The organism is Pseudomonas psychrophila HA-4, assembly GCF_000282975.1.
GTDB classification, from domain to species: domain Bacteria; phylum Pseudomonadota; class Gammaproteobacteria; order Pseudomonadales; family Pseudomonadaceae; genus Aquipseudomonas; species Aquipseudomonas psychrophila_A.
In genome coordinates this window covers 37,987-54,545 of the sequence record NZ_ALJC01000010.1, presented here as the reverse complement: position 1 = coordinate 54,545, position 16,559 = coordinate 37,987, and the positions used below count along the sequence as shown (strand labels likewise).

General features: G+C 57.4%; 13 protein-coding genes. 5 read left to right on the top strand and 8 right to left on the bottom strand.

Annotation, left to right across the window (positions count from 1 at the left end):
• A partial coding sequence (locus B347_RS0101355; RefSeq protein ID WP_026013927.1) for a hypothetical protein occupies positions 1 to 191 on the bottom strand: 191 nt, incomplete at its 3' end.
• Positions 192 to 411: 220 nt separating this feature from the next.
• Entirely contained in the window at positions 412 to 2,754 is a 2,343-nt protein-coding gene (locus B347_RS0101350; RefSeq protein WP_019407929.1) for a putative bifunctional diguanylate cyclase/phosphodiesterase, read from the bottom strand.
• Positions 2,755 to 3,118: 364 nt separating this feature from the next.
• On the opposite strand from B347_RS0101350, the gene lon reads away from it, so the two are divergent.
• From lon to cmoB, 5 genes are all read left to right on the top strand, one after another.
• Positions 3,119 to 5,548, top strand: coding sequence for an endopeptidase La (gene lon, locus B347_RS0101345; RefSeq protein ID WP_019407928.1), 2,430 nt, complete (start codon positions 3,119 to 3,121; stop codon positions 5,546 to 5,548).
• A 193-nt stretch (positions 5,549 to 5,741) separates the two neighbouring features.
• The gene (locus B347_RS0101340) at positions 5,742 to 6,236 is read left to right on the top strand and encodes a hypothetical protein (RefSeq protein ID WP_026013926.1); all 495 of its coding nucleotides are present in this window, start codon (positions 5,742 to 5,744) and stop codon (positions 6,234 to 6,236) included.
• A gap of 98 nt (positions 6,237 to 6,334) precedes the next feature.
• Positions 6,335 to 6,730, top strand: a complete 396-nt coding sequence (locus tag B347_RS0101335) for a protease inhibitor I42 family protein (RefSeq protein ID WP_019407926.1) — start codon at positions 6,335 to 6,337, stop codon at positions 6,728 to 6,730.
• 105 nt (positions 6,731 to 6,835) lie between these two features.
• Entirely contained in the window at positions 6,836 to 7,579 is a 744-nt protein-coding gene (gene cmoA, locus B347_RS0101330) for a carboxy-S-adenosyl-L-methionine synthase CmoA (RefSeq protein WP_026013925.1), read from the top strand.
• A complete protein-coding gene (gene cmoB, locus B347_RS0101325) occupies positions 7,576 to 8,532 on the top strand; it encodes a tRNA 5-methoxyuridine(34)/uridine 5-oxyacetic acid(34) synthase CmoB (protein ID WP_019407924.1) in 957 nt (318 codons plus the stop codon). The genes cmoA and cmoB overlap by 4 nt, the downstream gene beginning before the upstream one ends.
• 113 nt (positions 8,533 to 8,645) lie before the next feature.
• Here cmoB and tadA read toward each other — a convergent pair whose 3' ends face one another.
• The 6 genes from tadA to treC form a co-directional block, all read right to left on the bottom strand.
• On the bottom strand, positions 8,646 to 9,134 hold the full coding sequence (gene tadA, locus B347_RS0101320; protein WP_019407923.1) for a tRNA adenosine(34) deaminase TadA: 489 nt from the start codon (positions 9,132 to 9,134) through the stop codon (positions 8,646 to 8,648).
• On the bottom strand, positions 9,134 to 10,510 hold the full coding sequence (locus B347_RS0101315; protein WP_026013924.1) for a multicopper oxidase family protein: 1,377 nt from the start codon (positions 10,508 to 10,510) through the stop codon (positions 9,134 to 9,136). Before B347_RS0101315 ends, tadA begins: the two co-directional genes overlap by 1 nt.
• Positions 10,511 to 10,613: 103 nt before the next feature.
• Positions 10,614 to 10,886 carry a PTS transporter subunit EIIB gene (locus tag B347_RS0101310; RefSeq protein WP_019407921.1) on the bottom strand — a complete coding sequence of 91 codons (273 nt, stop codon included), beginning with the start codon at positions 10,884 to 10,886 and terminating at the stop codon, positions 10,614 to 10,616.
• Between the two features lie 2 nt (positions 10,887 to 10,888).
• The gene (ptsP, locus tag B347_RS0101305) at positions 10,889 to 13,447 is read right to left on the bottom strand and encodes a phosphoenolpyruvate--protein phosphotransferase (RefSeq protein ID WP_019407920.1); all 2,559 of its coding nucleotides are present in this window, start codon (positions 13,445 to 13,447) and stop codon (positions 10,889 to 10,891) included.
• Between the two features lie 62 nt (positions 13,448 to 13,509).
• Entirely contained in the window at positions 13,510 to 14,733 is a 1,224-nt protein-coding gene (locus B347_RS0101300) for a maltoporin (RefSeq protein WP_019407919.1), read from the bottom strand.
• 129 nt (positions 14,734 to 14,862) lie between these two features.
• A complete protein-coding gene (gene treC, locus B347_RS0101295) occupies positions 14,863 to 16,512 on the bottom strand; it encodes an alpha,alpha-phosphotrehalase (protein WP_019407918.1) in 1,650 nt (549 codons plus the stop codon).
• Between the last annotated feature and the right edge of the window lie 47 nt (positions 16,513 to 16,559).

Here is a 16,559-nt window from a genome sequence, read left to right as displayed (position 1 = left end):
TCAAACCCCAGAAAGGCCGGTGTGTGCAGCAACGCCTCGAGGTCGAGATCAGCGCTATCACACACCAGTTCGACGTCAAACGAGAAGGGGCTGCTGATCGCTTCGTCACCGCTGAATGCCAGCACCTGAACCGGGTGAGCGCAGGCCGTGAGGGTCAGACTGAACGTGTTGTCGCGAGGTAGTGCGGGCATCCATGATTCCTCTGACGTACGGGCGCACTTCAGAGGAAGCGGCCTCGACACAAAGGGATGAACGCTAAAGGATGGAGATCGGAGCGGATGTAGGACGCATCCGTAATCTGCGGAAGAAACAGGCCTTACTTCCAGCTATAAAAATGATCGTGCGAGCGATCATTTAAAAGATCAAAAGATCGCGAGCACGCTCGCTACACACAGAACGGGGCGTTCTCGGTCAAGCCGACGCCTGCAACTGCGTAACCCAAACTTCGAAGGCCACTGCGTCCAGCGGTCTGCTGATCAAGTAACCCTGCGCCGTGTCGCAGTGCCAGCGCTTGAGTAAGTCGAGGCTGTGCTGGTATTCCACGCCTTCGGCCACCACTTTAAGCCCAAGGTTGTGGCTCATTTCGATGGTCGATCGCACGATAACTGCATCTTCACTGGCTTCGTCTAGGTTACGCACAAAGGATTGGTCAATTTTCAATTCCTGCACCGGCAGCCGCTTAAGGTGTGCCAGAGAGGAGTAGCCGGTGCCAAAGTCGTCTACCGACAGGCTGATACCGCAATTACGCAGCCCTTCGAGTACGTTGAGCGAGTGTTCGGGGTCGTGCATCACTGCACTTTCAGTGATCTCAAAAATCAGTTGCTGAGCCGATACCTGGTAGCGGGCGAGCAACGCCGCAACCTTTGTCGCCAAGTCATCGCCACGTAAATCAGCGGCCGAAATGTTGATCGACAGTTGCAGGTGCAACCCACGCTGGCTCCACTCGGCCATCTGTCGAATACACTCCTCGATCACCCAATCTGTCAGCAAGTTCATGCTGCCTGAGCGTTCTGCCAACGGAATAAATTCTGCCGGCGATACCAGTCCAAACTCCGGGTGCTGCCAGCGCAGTAACGCCTCGGCCTGGCGCACATGACCATTACGCAGGTCTAGCTTGGGTTGATAGTGGATAAACAATTCGTCTTCGCCCGCCGCTCGGCGCAAGCCGCGAATCAACTGAATTTGGCGCTGGTGCGCCAAGTCTCGGTCTTGCTGATAGACCTGCAAGTAGCCCGGCGAGGACGCTGCATCACTGCGCGCAATGGCGGCTCGGGCGATCAAATCGTCGGCGGTTTGGCCGTGGGTCGGGTACACCGATATTCCCATGCAAATTTCCAACTGCACGTCGTGCCCGTCAATGTTGAACGGGCGACTTAGTAATCCATATAAGCGATCCGCCATCGCGACCCCGGCATCAACCTGGGTGTTTTCAAGCAGAAGTAAAAACTCGTTATCCGTGAGGCGCGCGGCGGTAGAACTCTCTGGGAGCGTTTCGAGCAGCATACGACTGGTTTCGCGCATGATCAGTCCTAACCCTTGCGGGCCGGAGCTTTCATTAATCAGGCGGTAATTTTCGATGCCAAAGTAAATCAAAACCACGCTCCGGCGGGCGCTGATGGCGCTGCCCAAACGTTCGATGACCAACGCACGATTGGGCAAACCGGTGAGGGAATCGTGAAGCGCGTTATGCGCCAATTGCTGTTCGCGAACGGCAATTCCGTTTTGCATCACGTTGAATACTCGGGCCAGAAAGCCCAGCTCATCGCGACGTTTGAGTACCACAGGCGTTGAGTAATCTCCTCGGCCAATGCGTTGCGCCGCTTCGGCCAACAGACTCACGGGGCGAGATACTTCGCGGGCCAGCCACAATGTACCCACTAACGACGCCAGCAAGGCTGCGAGGGAGATCCACAGGAACTTGCGATCCAGCGTGGCAAAGGCTTGAAGGGTTTTATCCAATGGGCTTTGCAACAACGCCAAAACCTGGCCGTTGGCTGCGTCGCCAGAGTTCGCCAGTTGTAACAACTGGCCCAAGAAGCGCTGATCGCCGAACTCACTGAAATGGGTCATGGGCCCCGGCGGATGGTCACGCAGAAACGCAACAATACCGGCGCCCATCGCCTCTGGCTGGGTGCTGACCAAGGTACCGGACTGGCCGTCTTTTATTGCCAGAAATGACACTTCGAGGTTACTCAGGGTTCGCAGTTCTTGAGCAAATACGTCATTCATCGGCATGCCCGAGACAACCCGCATCACAGGCAAAGGTGCCAATACGACACCTTGGACCATCATGTATGGCCGCCCGTCGAGCACACCGATCATCAGCGTCTGGGCAGCGCGCCGCGCCTGCCCCATGGCGCTGGCGTAGGGGAATTGCATCCCGGGCGGCAAGCTCTTCAGGGTACTGATGATGATCTTGTCTTGCATATCGAGGACAAACACATCACTGCCGCGAAGGCTCGGCTCGAAGGCTTCCAGTGCTTGCTCAATTATCTGCGGGCGACCGTCGATGGCGGCTTCACGAAAGTCTTGATCGTTGGTTAACCAGTTAAGGCCGTACTGAATCCGGCGCCCGCGAAAGTCAATAAAGCGCTCGAACACCCGGGTACCGTTTTTCAGTTGCTCTTCAGCCTGATCACTGGCCGCCGTCACCGTTGCCACTTTCACAGCAAAATACACCGATCCGATCACCAACAGCAGAAGCAGCCCCAACACCATACTGATATGGGCTTGAAAACTATTGCGCAGTTTCATGGGGGCACCCTCAATCCATTGACGATACCCAGCCTTTTTAAAAAAACCCTCTGGCATACGTGCACCCTCTGCATCCTGAAGAAAGTCAAATAACTGACTTTCTATTCAATCCTTATTGTTTTCTAGCGCCGTTGCCACGGGATAGAAGATCGCCTAATAAACACGGGCCGTCCACCGTCAAGTTGTTGGCGACAAAGCACTAACTGTTGGCAGACTTTCCACGCACTGTCGCCTTCCAGGAAAGAGTAAGGACATTAGCCTAATGTGGGTCATTGGCCGATTTACACGGTGAACAAAACTTCACCATTGAAACCTCTACCGCAGTGCCCCATCTAAGACACATACCCCATTGCGCAGGTGCCCCATGAGCGACCAGCAAGATTTTACGGACAACGCAGTTGAGTACACTGATGTAGAGCACACCGAGAACGAATCAACGGTACACACTGGAGGGACTGAGTTGGCTCTGCCAGGCCAGAATCTGCCGGACAAGGTTTACATCATCCCGATTCATAATCGGCCGTTCTTCCCGGCACAAGTGCTGCCGGTCATCGTCAATGAAGAACCTTGGGCCGAAACCCTCGACTTGGTCAGCAAGTCACCTCATCACTCGTTGGCGCTGTTTTTTGTCGACACGCCAACTGACGATCCGCGCCATTTCGACACCACCAGCCTGCCGGAGTACGGCACGCTGGTAAAAGTGCACCACGCCAGCCGAGAAAACGGCAAATTGCAATTCGTGGCACAGGGCCTGACCCGTGTGCGCATCAGCACGTGGCTCAAACATCACCGCCCACCGTATCTGGTGGAGGTCGAATACCCGCAAGAAATTAAACAGCCCACCGATGAGGTGAAGGCTTACGGCATGGCGCTGATCAACGCGATCAAAGAGCTGTTGCCGCTCAACCCGCTGTACAGCGAAGAGTTGAAAAACTACCTCAACCGCTTTAGCCCCAATGATCCATCGCCGCTGACCGACTTTGCGGCAGCGTTGACGTCGGCTACCGGCAACGAGCTGCAAGAAGTGCTCGATTGCGTGCCGATGCTTAAGCGCATGGAAAAAGTGTTGCCGATGCTGCGCAAGGAAGTCGAAGTCGCGCGACTGCAAAAGGAAATTTCGGCCGAGGTAAACCTTAAGATCGGCGAGCATCAGCGCGAGTTCTTCCTTAAAGAACAACTCAAGGTCATCCAGCAAGAGTTGGGGCTGACCAAGGATGATCGCAGCGCCGATATTGAACAATTTCAGCAGCGGCTGGAAGGCAAGACCCTGCCCGCCCAGGCGCGCAAGCGCATCGACGAAGAGATCAACAAACTGTCGATCCTTGAGACCGGCTCACCCGAATATGCCGTCACCCGCAACTACCTGGACTGGGCCAGTTCGGTGCCGTGGGGCGTGTTTGGTCAGGACAAACTGGACCTCAAACACGCGCGCAAAGTGCTCGATGCACACCACGCAGGGCTTGATGACATTAAAGACCGCATCCTCGAGTTCCTCGCGGTAGGGGCTTACAAAGGTTCAGTTAACGGTTCGATTGTCTTGTTGGTTGGCCCACCGGGTGTGGGTAAAACCAGTGTCGGCAAATCCATTGCTGAATCGCTGGGTCGCCCGTTCTATCGCTTCAGCGTGGGCGGCATGCGTGACGAAGCCGAGATCAAGGGCCATCGTCGGACCTACATTGGCGCCCAACCGGGCAAGCTAGTGCAGGCGCTCAAAGACGTTGAAGTGATGAACCCAGTAATCATGCTCGACGAAATCGACAAGATGGGGCAGAGCTTCCAGGGCGATCCTGCCTCTGCACTGCTTGAAACCCTAGACCCGGAACAAAACGTCGACTTCCTCGACCACTACCTGGATTTGCGCCTAGACCTGTCGAAAGTGTTGTTTGTGTGCACTGCCAACACCCTGGATTCGATCCCTGGCCCCTTGCTCGACCGCATGGAAGTGATTCGCCTCTCGGGCTACATCACCGAAGAGAAAGTCGCGATTGCAAAGCGTCACCTGTGGCCAAAACAGCTCGAAAAAGCCGGCGTTGATAAAACCAGCTTGAGCATCAGCGACAGCGCTCTGCGCACGGTCATCGACGGTTACGCCCGTGAAGCCGGTGTGCGTCAGCTGGAAAAACAGCTGGGCAAACTGGTGCGCAAATCTGTGGTCAAGTTGCTGGATAAGCCTGACGCAGTGATCAAGATCGGCCCCAAAGACCTCGAAGCCTCGCTGGGTACGCCAGTGTTCCGCAACGAGCAGGTCATCAGTGGGACCGGGGTAATTACCGGTCTGGCCTGGACCAGCATGGGCGGTGCAACCCTACCGATTGAGGCCACGCGCATTCACACGCTCAATCGAGGCTTTAAGCTGACCGGGCAACTGGGCGATGTGATGAAAGAGTCTGCCGAAATTGCCTACAGCTATGTCAGCGCCAACCTCAAACAGTTTGGCGGCGATCCGCGTTTCTTCGACGAAGCCTTTGTGCACTTACATGTGCCTGAAGGGGCCACGCCTAAAGACGGCCCAAGTGCCGGGGTAACCATGGCCAGCGCTTTGCTGTCCCTGGCCCGTAATCAGCCGCCGAAAAAAGGGATTGCAATGACTGGCGAACTGACGCTCACCGGGTATGTTCTGCCGATTGGTGGCGTGCGTGAAAAAGTGATTGCGGCGCGTCGGCAGAAGATTCACGAATTGATCTTGCCCGAGGCAAACCGTGGCAACTTTGACGAACTGCCGGAATACTTGAAAGAAGGCATCACCGTGCACTTTGCCAAGCGCTTTAACGATGTGGCCAAGGTGTTGTTTTAACAACATCTAGTAGGAGCGAGCTTGCTCTCGATCTTTTGATCTATTAAAAGCTCGCTCTTACAGTTGGAGCCGCACTGCAAGCCGTTGCAAACTTGGTTCCACTAAACACCCTGTTATTTCTGACAGTAGACACGTGTTTACATCCCATCGTTAATAGGGTTTTAGCCGACAGACATTAGCGTTGGGGATCACCATGCCACTTCATCATCCTGCGTATGAAAACCCTGATGTACTTTGGGCCAGTGTTCAGAGCCCGAATGTGTTCAATCCCATAACACGCGGCGAACTCAAGGCAGAGCTGCTAGACAGACCGTCTTTTGCCGCTCAGGAAATGACCTTCGCCAGCAGCCAAAAGAAAATTGTCATTACTGGGGAACTCGATGAGTTCGGTTCCACGTTATATCGCGCTATTTCCCTGACCCTGGACATCAACATTCAATCGGGTATTTACCTGTTCCGAAAAGGCGAGCATGGCCCAGTGCGGGCGATGTCTTACATCGAATGCGTCGAAGTCGATGGTCGCGATCGCTATCACTTGAACGAAGCCAATATCGGCACCTTGCACTTGAGCGTCATCGAGAGTTGCTACAGCGCCCGTCTGTTCACCCTTGAATGCCTAGACCACATGGGCGAATCGTTAGAGCTGTGTGGCGATTTTAAAATCAGCCCACCGCACGCCAGCTTCTAAACACTGACAAGGCTAGGTCACACGTGGCCGACGACACATAGCGCAGCCGCCATCATGGGTTATGCTGCGCGCTTGTGTTTGTCCGACCGGAGCCTTCAATGTCCCTCGCACGTCTTATTCCCCTGCTCAGCCTGAGCTTGCTGTCAGCCTGTACACATCAATCTGCCAACAACACCTTGACCGTTGAAGAACAGAGCGACTGCCCGATACAACTGCACACAGGGCAAAACCTGATTGTGTCGTTACCCAGCAACCCCACCACCGGCTATCGCTGGGCCATTCAAGACTCTGCCGGCGGCGTACTACGCAGCCTCGGCCCTGAGGTCTACCAAAGCAGCGATGACGGCCAACTGCTCGGCAGTGGCGGGCAATCGACATGGCGCTTTCAGGCCTTTGCACAGGGCACCGGACGCTTGCGCCTGACCTCTCAGCAACCGTGGGAGCCAGAGGCCGAACCCGCAGAAAGTGTTGACTGCCCAATCACCGTGAAATGACAGGGCGCGGTTTATCAGACAGACCGCGCATCCCGGCGCCAACTTGGCTAAAATGCGGCCCCTTTTCAACTCTCCAGCGCCGGAACTGTCGTGAGCAAAGAAGTCGTGAGCAAAGAACCTGACCGTATTTTCGCCCAGCCCCTGGCCCAGGTGCCGGACTTCGCCTTTAACGAAGACGTGGTGCGGGTGTTCCCGGACATGATCAAACGCTCGGTGCCCGGCTACCCGACGATTGTCGAGAACCTCGGCGTACTCGCTGCCCAATTCGCCCAGCCCAACAGCGTGTTGTATGACTTAGGGAGTTCGTTGGGCGCCGTGACCCAAGCGTTGCGCCGCCATGTGCGCAGCGAGGGGTGCAAGGTGATTGCCGTGGACAACTCGGCGGCCATGGTCGAGCGCTGCCGCGAGTACCTCAATGCACAAAACTCTATGTTTCAGGAGTTGCTGCCCGTTGAAGTGATTGAAGGCGACATTCTTGCGCTGGCGTTTGAACCCGCCTCGGTTGTAGCGCTGAACTTTACCCTGCAATTTATCGCGCCTGAGCAGCGTCTGGCCTTGCTCGGCCGGATTCGCAAATCGTTGCTACCAGGGGGAGCGCTGATCCTGTCAGAAAAGCTGCGCTTCAATGATTGTGAAGAACACACGTTGCTGACCGACTTACACATCGCGTTTAAGCGCGCCAACGGTTACAGCGACCTAGAAATCGCGCAAAAGCGCAGCGCCATCGAAAATGTCATGAAGCCCGACAGCCTCGAAGAACACCGCGAACGCCTGCTGGCGGCCGGGTTCTCGAAAGTCGTGCCGTGGTTCCAGTGTCTTAACTTTGCCTCGTTGATTGCCTTGCCATGATTGATCTTTCCCCCCTCGCCCGCCGTCTGGCGGGCACGCCATTGGCTGAATGGGCGAACACCCTGCAAGCACAACTCGACACCAAAATGGACAAAGGTCACGGCGACCTCGAACGCTGGCAAAGCGCGCTGGATGCATTGCCCAACGTACTACCCACCGAGATCGACTTGCTCAACGGCCTGACCCTGGACACTGACTGCGACGACGAAACCCGCGCACACATGCGCACAGCGCTGCTCGGCTTGTCGCCGTGGCGCAAAGGGCCGTTTGATCTGTTTGGCGTGCACGTCGATACCGAATGGCATTCAGATTGGAAATGGTCGCGGGTTGCGCCGCATATCGACCTCAAGGATAAACGCATCCTTGATGTCGGCTGCGGTAATGGCTATTACATGTGGCGCATGCTCGGCGCAGGCGCCCACAGCGTGATCGGTGTCGACCCGAACTGGCTGTTTTTCTGCCAGTTCCAGGCCGTGCAACGCTTCTTGCAGCAAGAAGCGGCTTGGCACCTGCCATTCCCATTTGAAGACCTGCCGCCAAACCTCGAAGGTTTCGACACCGTGTTTTCCATGGGCGTGTTTTACCACCGCCGCTCGCCTATCGAGCATTTGCTGGCGCTGAAAGACTGCCTGGTCAAAGGCGGCGAATTGGTGCTGGAAACCCTGGTGATCGAAGGCGACGTGAATCAAGTGCTGGTGCCTGAAGACCGTTACGCGCAGATGCGCAACGTGTGGTTCCTGCCCTCGATCCCGGCCCTTGAGCGCTGGCTGCGCCGTGCTGGCTTCAGTGACGTGCGCTGTGTAGACGTGAGCATTACCACGGTTGAAGAACAACGTGCGACCGAGTGGATGAAATTCCAGTCACTGAGCGACTACCTAGACCCAAATGACCCCAGCAAAACCATCGAAGGCCTGCCCGCACCCATGCGGGCTGTGATCGTCGCCAGGAAATAACCCTACCAAAACTCTGTGGGAGCCTGGCTTGCCAGCGATGCAGGCGATGCGGTTTTTCTGTTAAACCGCGTCGATACTTTCGCGAGCAAGTCCGCTTCTACAAAGATCGCGGGTTATTTGGCCCTACGGGCCTTAAAGAATTCGCTCAGGATAGCGCCGCACTCGTCGGCCAAGACCCCGCCTTCAAATAACACCCGGTGATTCAAAAAGCCCTGGGTAAAAAATTGCCCCTGACTTTGCACAATCCCGGCCTTGGGCTCCAGCGCGCCGAATACCACCCGCGCCACACGCGAATGCACAATTAAGCCCGCACACATGCTGCACGGCTCCAACGTGACGTACAGCGTGCTGCCAGGCAAACGGTAATTGCTGGCCCCAGCCGCAGCTGCACGAATGGCGACCATTTCGGCATGCGCGCTGGGGTCGCTGCCGCTGATCGGGCAGTTAAAGCCGCGACCGATGATTTCACCGTTTTGCACCAAAACCGCGCCCACCGGTACTTCGCCCAGCACTGCACCCTGAGTGGCCAGCGCCAGCGCTTCGCGCATAAAGTCTTGATCGCGGCTGCGGTCGATAATCTGGGGTTGACGCCCTTGTCGCATCAGGAAACCTCAATAGCGGCCATGAGGCCGGTTTCCATGTGGTCAATCACATGGCAGTGGAACATCCACACGCCGGGATTATCCGCCACCAAGGCCACGCGGGCACGTTCGTTTTTACCCAGCAGGTAGGTATCGGTGAAATACGGGGTGATCTTTTTGCGGTTGGAGGCCAGCACCTTGAAGCTCATGCCGTGCAGGTGAATCGGGTGCTGATACTGAGTCATGTTCTTCAATTCGAAGATGTAGCTTTTGCCCAGCTTAAGCTTTGCGATAGGTCGGTCGGCGCAGGTCTTGTCTTTGATGTCCCACGCCACGCCGTTGATCTGCCACAGGCTTGGTGGCTGGTCGGTGCCTAGGTTCTCAGACACGGAACCGACCCATTCAAAATTGAAGTTAATCTTCTCGGCATTCGCCACATCCGGCTCGGCAATTGGGTTGGCGGGCAATGCAGGCGGCCACTCGCTGGGCGCATCGTTATTGGCCACAGACAACAGCGTGCCCAAACGCACCGGGCCATCACGCAGCGACAGTTCTTCGCCTGCGGGCGGCGCCTTGATTGCCAGGCAAATACGCATGCCGGGGCCTAGCCAATATTCCTTGCCCAAGGGCCGTGGTTCGATAGGGTTGCCATCCAGCGCATAGATTTGCGCTTGCACATCAGGAATATTCAGGCGGTAGGTCAAGGTGTTGTCGAGGTTGAGAATACGTACGCGGGTAATCTGCCCGGCGGGCAACTCAATGGTCGGCACGTGCGTGCCATTAATCGTCGACAAGCGCCCCGGCGTACCACCGCGCGCGGCTTCGCGGGTGATGCTGAATGGCAGAAAACCGCCCTCTTCATCCACGTGCCAGTTTTTGATGCTCAAGGTACGTTCATGCTTGAAGCCGGTGGGCTCACGCTCTTCGATAATCAGCGGGCCGACCAGGCCACGGCCCAGTTCTTCGCTGCTGTTGACGTGCGGGTGATACCAATAGCTGCCAGCATCGGGCACGCGGAATTTGTAATCGAAGTATTCACCCGGTAACACCGGTAATTGCGAGACGTAAGGCACGCCGTCCATTTCCAGCGGCAGACGGATGCCGTGCCAGTGAATCGTGGTGGCGACGGGCAGATGGTTGATAAACCGTACGCGCAGCCATTCACCCTGACGCACCCGTAGTTCCGTGCCCGGCGCCGAAGGGCCAAAAGCCCAGGCTTCGGTCTGATGGCCCGGCACCAGCTCAACGTCCAGTGGGGCGGCAATCAACTCATAATCGTGACCGGCCTGCTCATCGGCCATCTTGCCCAACCAGTAACGCGAAGCGCCTCCTGCGCCAACACCCACCACTACCAGGCCAGCTAAACCACCGAGTATTTGTCGACGGGTAAAGGACATGGAATTAACTACCTCTCGTATCCGACGCGGGCTCAGCGCCCGCAAAAGGCGAATACGATACACCTGCAACTGCGAAACGGTAAGGGTGGGGTGACGATGGGCCTTAAAGCCCCACCAAATGCACTACACCACCCGCCAGCGTCATCACCCCCGGCACACCCGCCAACCGCAAGGCTTGTGGGTCGATGCGCGTTGCATCGTTGAGTTCGACGCGGATACGGGTCAGGGCCACTCGCTGTTCGCACTTGAGGTTGCTGGCACCGCCAAGGGCCGCCACGACTGCCGCGCTCAGGGTCGAGGACGATGCCTTCGGCTCATCCGCCACCAGATCTGGGGTCAGGGCTTTCCAAAACGCCTGCTGAAATTTTGCAAACATGTTCAGTTCTCCAACACCAGTGAGGGGGCGGCTTGGGCCGCTTGGGGCTGTTGCAGTGCGGCACGAACCTGATCGGCACTTTCCAACGCCAGCACCTGTTGCGCCAAGCGTTGACAGGCTTCGTAGCTCTGCTCGCGGACCCGCGCTTTAATCGCCGGAATCAACGGCACGCTCACCGATAACTCATCAACCCCCAGACCCACCAGTACCGGGACCGCCAGTGACTCGGACGCCAGCGCGCCGCACACACCCACCCATTTGCCGTGGGCATGCGCGGCTTTAACGGTGGTGGCGATCAGGCGCAATACCGCCGGGTGGAAGCTGTCAGCCTGACTGGCCAGACGCGGGTGGTCGCGGTCCATCGCCAAGGTGTATTGGGTCAAGTCGTTGGTGCCAATCGAGAAGAAGTCGACCTCGGGCGCAAACAGGTCAGCCATCAATGCGGCCGCTGGCACTTCAATCATGATCCCGAGTTTAGGCAACTGCTGGACGCCCAAGCGCTGCGCCTGTTCTTCCAGTAACTGGCGCGCCACGCGCAATTCAGATACTTGCGTGACCATCGGCAACATGATGTGCAGACGTGTCAGGTCGGCGCTGGCCAGAATCGCGCTGAACTGTTCACGCAGCAGTTCTGGACGCTCAAGGCATAGGCGAATCCCGCGCATGCCCAAAAATGGGTTGGCCTCTTGCTCCATCGGCACGTAAGCCAGTGGTTTATCGCCCCCCACGTCCAGCGTGCGTACGACCAGGTTGTAGTCAGGCCCCACGGTGCGGGCGATGGCGCTGTAAGTGGCGACTTGTTCATCGTGGCTGGGCGCGCTGCTGCGTTCCAGGTACAAGAACTCCGAACGCAACAAACCGACACCTTCCGCGCCCCGTGTCATGCCCTGCTCCGCCTCGGCCAGTGACGCAATGTTGGCCGACACCTCGATGTGACGCCCATCGCGGGTATCAGCCCGCAACGACGCGTGCGCCAGCTCGCGCTGTTGGCGAAGACGCTGTTGCTCACGCTTGGCCGTGAGCTGTTCAATCGCCGAGTCACTCGGCCGCACATGCAACTCACCCTGCTCAGCATCCAGTAACACCGGGGTACCGCTGGCCAGCGACAAAACCCGTGCAGGCAAACCGCACATCGCGGGCAAGCCCAAGGCACGCGCCAAAATCGCCACGTGACTGGTCGCGCCGCCACCGACGGTGGCAAAGCCCACCACCTTGCCCGTGTCGAGCCCTGCCGTTTGCGACGGGCTAAGCTGATCGGCAATCAGGATGGCATTGTCCGGCAGCGTTTGAAGGGTGTCCTCAACCCGCAAAATCAGCTTGAGCACGCGCTTGCCGACATCCGCCAGGTCTTGAGCCCTTTCAGCAAGGAAGGTGTTATCCATATTTCGAAACAGGTTTTCGTTCACTTCAACTGCATCGGCCCACGAGAAGGCGGCACTTTTACCTGACGCCAGCAACGCTTGCGCGTGCTCCAACAGGCTTGGGTCTTGCAGCAACTCACGGTGCGCAGTAAAGATCTGCGCTTGTGGCCCCTGACTGAACTCGCGGCCCAGCAGGTCGAGTGCTTGATCTGCCTCACGCAAGGCACGCTGCAATAGCGCCTGTTCAACCGATTCACCGGCGCCCGCTTGCGGGTAGTGCAGGGTTTGCTCGGCGATTTGCACCACCTGCCCGAACACGGCACCGGGCGAGGCACAAATGCCGCGCAGCAACGTGTCATCCACAGCAGGCGATTCAAGGGCCGTGACCGGCGCGGGTTCCACGCTGGTAGGCGCAACAGGCGTTACCGCCTCGCCGCAGCCCGCCAGTAACAGTTGCGACAACACGTTAATGGCCTGCTCGGCATCGTCACCTGTCGCACTGACTCGCACTACATCCCCGTGGGTCGTTTGCAGGGTCATGATGGCGACCAGCGACTTGGCGTTGATGCTTTCTTCGTGTTTGTGCAACACGATGGTTGCGCGAAACCCCTTGGCAGCCTGCGCGAAAACCGCTGCCGGACGCGCATGTAAACCGTTGGGGTTGGGCAGCGCAATGGGCGCCGAGAACACTGCTTCACCTTGGCTCACAGCCCCCAGCGGCGCGGCCTGCGGCTCGGTGGCGCCCAGGCGCAATACTGGCTGGCCGCACTCGACCAATGTGCTGTTGCCCGTTTCTGGGGTAAAACGTTGGCCGCTTACCACCAACATCAACGTCAGCAGGCTGCGCGCATGCTGAGCGATGTAGTCGGCATCAAACTCGATCAACGCTTGCCCGGCCGTCACCTGCTGCCCCTCTTTGACCAAGGCGGTAAAGCCCTGGCCGCCGAGGTTCACTGTGTCCAGGCCAATATGCAGCAACACTTGCACACCATTAGCGTGAGTGATGCTGACCGCATGCCCACTGTGTTGCAGGTTGCTGACCACCCCGGCCAGCGGCGCGCACAGCACCTGCGACGTGGGGTCGATACACAGGCCATCGCCCATCAAGCGGCTGGAGAACACCGGATCAGGAACGTGATCCAGTGGCATCAGAACACCCGACAGCGGCGCCAGCAGTTCCAGTTGTGGGGATGTGATCATGTGACTTCACCTGCGGTTGATTCGGTTAAATGCCGATGGAGCACGAGCCCCGACAGCGTCGCTTATTTCCACCAGTACTCAATTTGTACACCGGCGTTCGAACCATGCCGCGCCGAGCCAAAGGCGCCGCTGTCAGACAATGCCGAACCTGCATCGAACTCATTGGCCGCACGTTGCGCCGCCGCGTTCCAACGGGCGTAGGTGTAGTACAAACGAACCTCGGGGCGCGCCCAAAAGCTTGGGCCGTTGGGGGACCACGTCGGTGCGAACGTAAACTTGCTCAGCGTGCGTGTGCCATCGGTGGCCTTGACCTGATCATGACCAAACTCGGTCACCAGCTTGAACCGCTCGGTGATCGCATAGGTAGGACGCACGCCCAGCGAAAGCCACTCTTGGTTGCCACCGTCCGGGCGGAAGTCCTTTTGATACACCGCTTCGATCTGCCCACCAAAACGTGGCGTCACTTGCCAGTCAAAGAACTCGACCACCCGATAACGCTTGCTGCTGTTATCCAGTTGGGTATTGCCGGTGTAGCCCAGGCCCGTGCCGGAGCCTTCGCCGTACTGCACGGCGAATTTGTTTTTACCGCCCAAAAAATCGCTTTGCACGTGCTGTGCGGTGATCGCCCAGCCGCTGTGTGCATCCGTTTTCTGCGGTTTTTCAAGGTAACTGAGGCCGAACTCTAGCTGACCGCCAGGGTTGGTATTGAAGCCCGCGACGTTGAAATCGTGACGCGTGACGTAGTCTTCCTGATACAGGCTGTCTTTGCGCGACAGGGCGTAGCTGTATTTCAAACCACCGATTAACACGTCTTCGATACCGGCGCCCGTGGCGCTCTGGTTCCAGTAATAGAAGTCGGAAATGTGAATGTCGTTACGTTTGTAGTAGCGCCGCCCGGCCCACACCGAACCGCCATTGAGGCTCGGCAGGTTGGACCACTGCGCGTACAACTGCGGCAACCGTGCCGAGCCGTTGTCGCCCTGAAAGGTCAATTGACGGTTGTATTGGTTGTACAGCGAGGCCATGCCGTCGACGCTAAGTACCGAGCCGTCCTCAAAGCTGTAAACGTCTTGGCGCAGTTCGAGCTCTGCATACTGTTCGCACTCGTTGCCCAAGCGATATTTGGACTCAGCGCCGGGCAGTTTGAAGCACGATTGCTTGCCACCTTCGAGCGAGTTGCCGATGCCGCTGCGCAAATACCCCGCAAACTCCAGGGCGTGGGCTGAAAGAGGTGCCAGCAGGCACACGCATGCGGTGAAAAGACTGCGGTTGAGCGTTGTATTCATGTGTGGCCTTTTTATTTTTATTGTTGGATATGAAACGTTTTGATCTGTGTAGAAGCGAGCTTGCTCGCGATCTTTTGATCGTTAAAAGATCGCGAGGCAATCGAGCGTCGACCGGCTGCTCCTACAGAGTTATTGCGTTGTCAGGTGCAGGGCGAACGACTCGTAGGGGCGCAAGGTGATACGCCGTGTACGCAACGGGTTGTCGTTGTAGTTGCTGATCAACAGGCGCTGCGTCATGCCATCGGTGATCACGTCATCCGGCAGTTCGATTTCGCACGGCGTGCCATAGAAGTTGTTGAGCACCAGCACGCTTTCGCCCTCGCCCTGGCGCAGATACGCCCAGACCTGCGGGTGCTCGGCCAGCAGTTGACGGTATTGGCCGAGTGACAGCAGCGGCTCTTCACGACGCAGCGCAATGAGCCGTCGGTAGTGATGCAACACCGAATCCGGGTCATTCATCTGCACTTCGACGTTGATCTGCGCGGCGTTTTCAGGAATGCCGATCCATGGTTCAGCCGTGCTAAAACCGGCATTGGTCTGGTGATCCCATTGCATCGGCGTGCGGCTGTTGTCCCGCGATTTCTGCATGATCGCGGCCATGCATTCGTCATGCGACACACCGGCTTCACGCTTGAGGCGATAGATGTTGAGGGTTTCGACGTCGCGGTACTGGTCGATGCGCTCGAAGCCAGGGTTGGTCATGCCAATTTCTTCGCCCTGGTACACATACGGCGTGCCTTGCAGGCAATGCAGTGCGGTGGCGAGCATCTTGGCTGAAACCCCGCGAAACGCACCGTCCTCGCCAAACCGCGACACGGCGCGGGGCTGGTCATGGTTACACCAGAACAAGGCGTTCCAGCCGCCACCCGCCTGCATGCCCACTTGCCAGTCCGACAGGATGCGTTTGAGTTCCAAGAAGTCGAAGTCAGCGCGCACCCATTTCTGCAGGTTCGGGTAATCAACTTTCAGGTGATGGAAGTTGAAGGTCATCGACAGTTCTTGGCTTTCTGGGCGCGAGTAGCGAATGCAGTGTTCAAGGCGGGTGGATGACATTTCACCCACGCTGACCAGATCGTGCCCGGCGAAGACTTCGCGGTGCATCTCTTGCAGGTACTCGTGCACGTTAGGGCCATCGGTGTAGAAGCGCCGACCATCGGTGTTGTCTTCCGGGAAATGCGCGGGTTTGGAGATCAGGTTGATCACGTCAAGACGGAAACCGCCCACGCCTTTGTCACGCCAAAAGCCCATCAGTTTGTAGACTTCGGCACGGACCTTGGGGTTGTCCCAGTTCAAGTCGGCTTGGGTGTGGTCAAACAGGTGCAAGTAGTACTGACCGGTTTGTGCCTCGTATTCCCAAGCCGAGCCGCCAAACTTGGACTCCCAATTGTTCGGCTGATCGCGCCAGATATAAAAGTCGCGGTATGGGTTGTCGAGGCTGCTGCGCGCCTGCTGAAACCACTCGTGTTCAATGGAGGTGTGATTGACCACGATATCGAGCATCAGCTTGATCCCGCGCGCCTTGGCTTCGCTGATCAACAACTCGCAATCGGCCATGTTGCCGTAGCTCGGATCGATTGCGTAGTAGTCGCTGATGTCATAGCCATTGTCGCGCTGCGGCGAGCGCAGAAACGGCGTCAGCCACAGGTAATCAACGCCCAGCCATTGCAGGTAATCCAGTTTGTCGACCACGCCCAGCAAGTCACCGGTGGCGTTGCCTGCGTGGCTGTAAAAGCTTTTTGGGTAGATCTGATAGATCACCGAACGCTGCCAGTCTTGCATGAGAGGCTCCTTGCATACTCTTTGTTAAAGGGGCCGCTTCGCAGCCC

Coding starts and splice junctions, on each gene's coding strand:
- B347_RS0101350 (WP_019407929.1), bottom strand. CDS start 2,754: ATGAAACTGCGCAATAGTTTTCAAGCCCATATCAGTATGGTGTTGGGG.
- lon (WP_019407928.1), top strand. CDS start 3,119: ATGAGCGACCAGCAAGATTTTACGGACAACGCAGTTGAGTACACTGAT.
- B347_RS0101340 (WP_026013926.1), top strand. CDS start 5,742: ATGCCACTTCATCATCCTGCGTATGAAAACCCTGATGTACTTTGGGCC.
- B347_RS0101335 (WP_019407926.1), top strand. CDS start 6,335: ATGTCCCTCGCACGTCTTATTCCCCTGCTCAGCCTGAGCTTGCTGTCA.
- cmoB (WP_019407924.1), top strand. CDS start 7,576: ATGATTGATCTTTCCCCCCTCGCCCGCCGTCTGGCGGGCACGCCATTG.
- tadA (WP_019407923.1), bottom strand. CDS start 9,134: ATGCGACAAGGGCGTCAACCCCAGATTATCGACCGCAGCCGCGATCAA.
- B347_RS0101315 (WP_026013924.1), bottom strand. CDS start 10,510: ATGTCCTTTACCCGTCGACAAATACTCGGTGGTTTAGCTGGCCTGGTA.
- B347_RS0101310 (WP_019407921.1), bottom strand. CDS start 10,886: ATGTTTGCAAAATTTCAGCAGGCGTTTTGGAAAGCCCTGACCCCAGAT.
- ptsP (WP_019407920.1), bottom strand. CDS start 13,447: ATGATCACATCCCCACAACTGGAACTGCTGGCGCCGCTGTCGGGTGTT.
- B347_RS0101300 (WP_019407919.1), bottom strand. CDS start 14,733: ATGAATACAACGCTCAACCGCAGTCTTTTCACCGCATGCGTGTGCCTG.
- treC (WP_019407918.1), bottom strand. CDS start 16,512: ATGCAAGACTGGCAGCGTTCGGTGATCTATCAGATCTACCCAAAAAGC.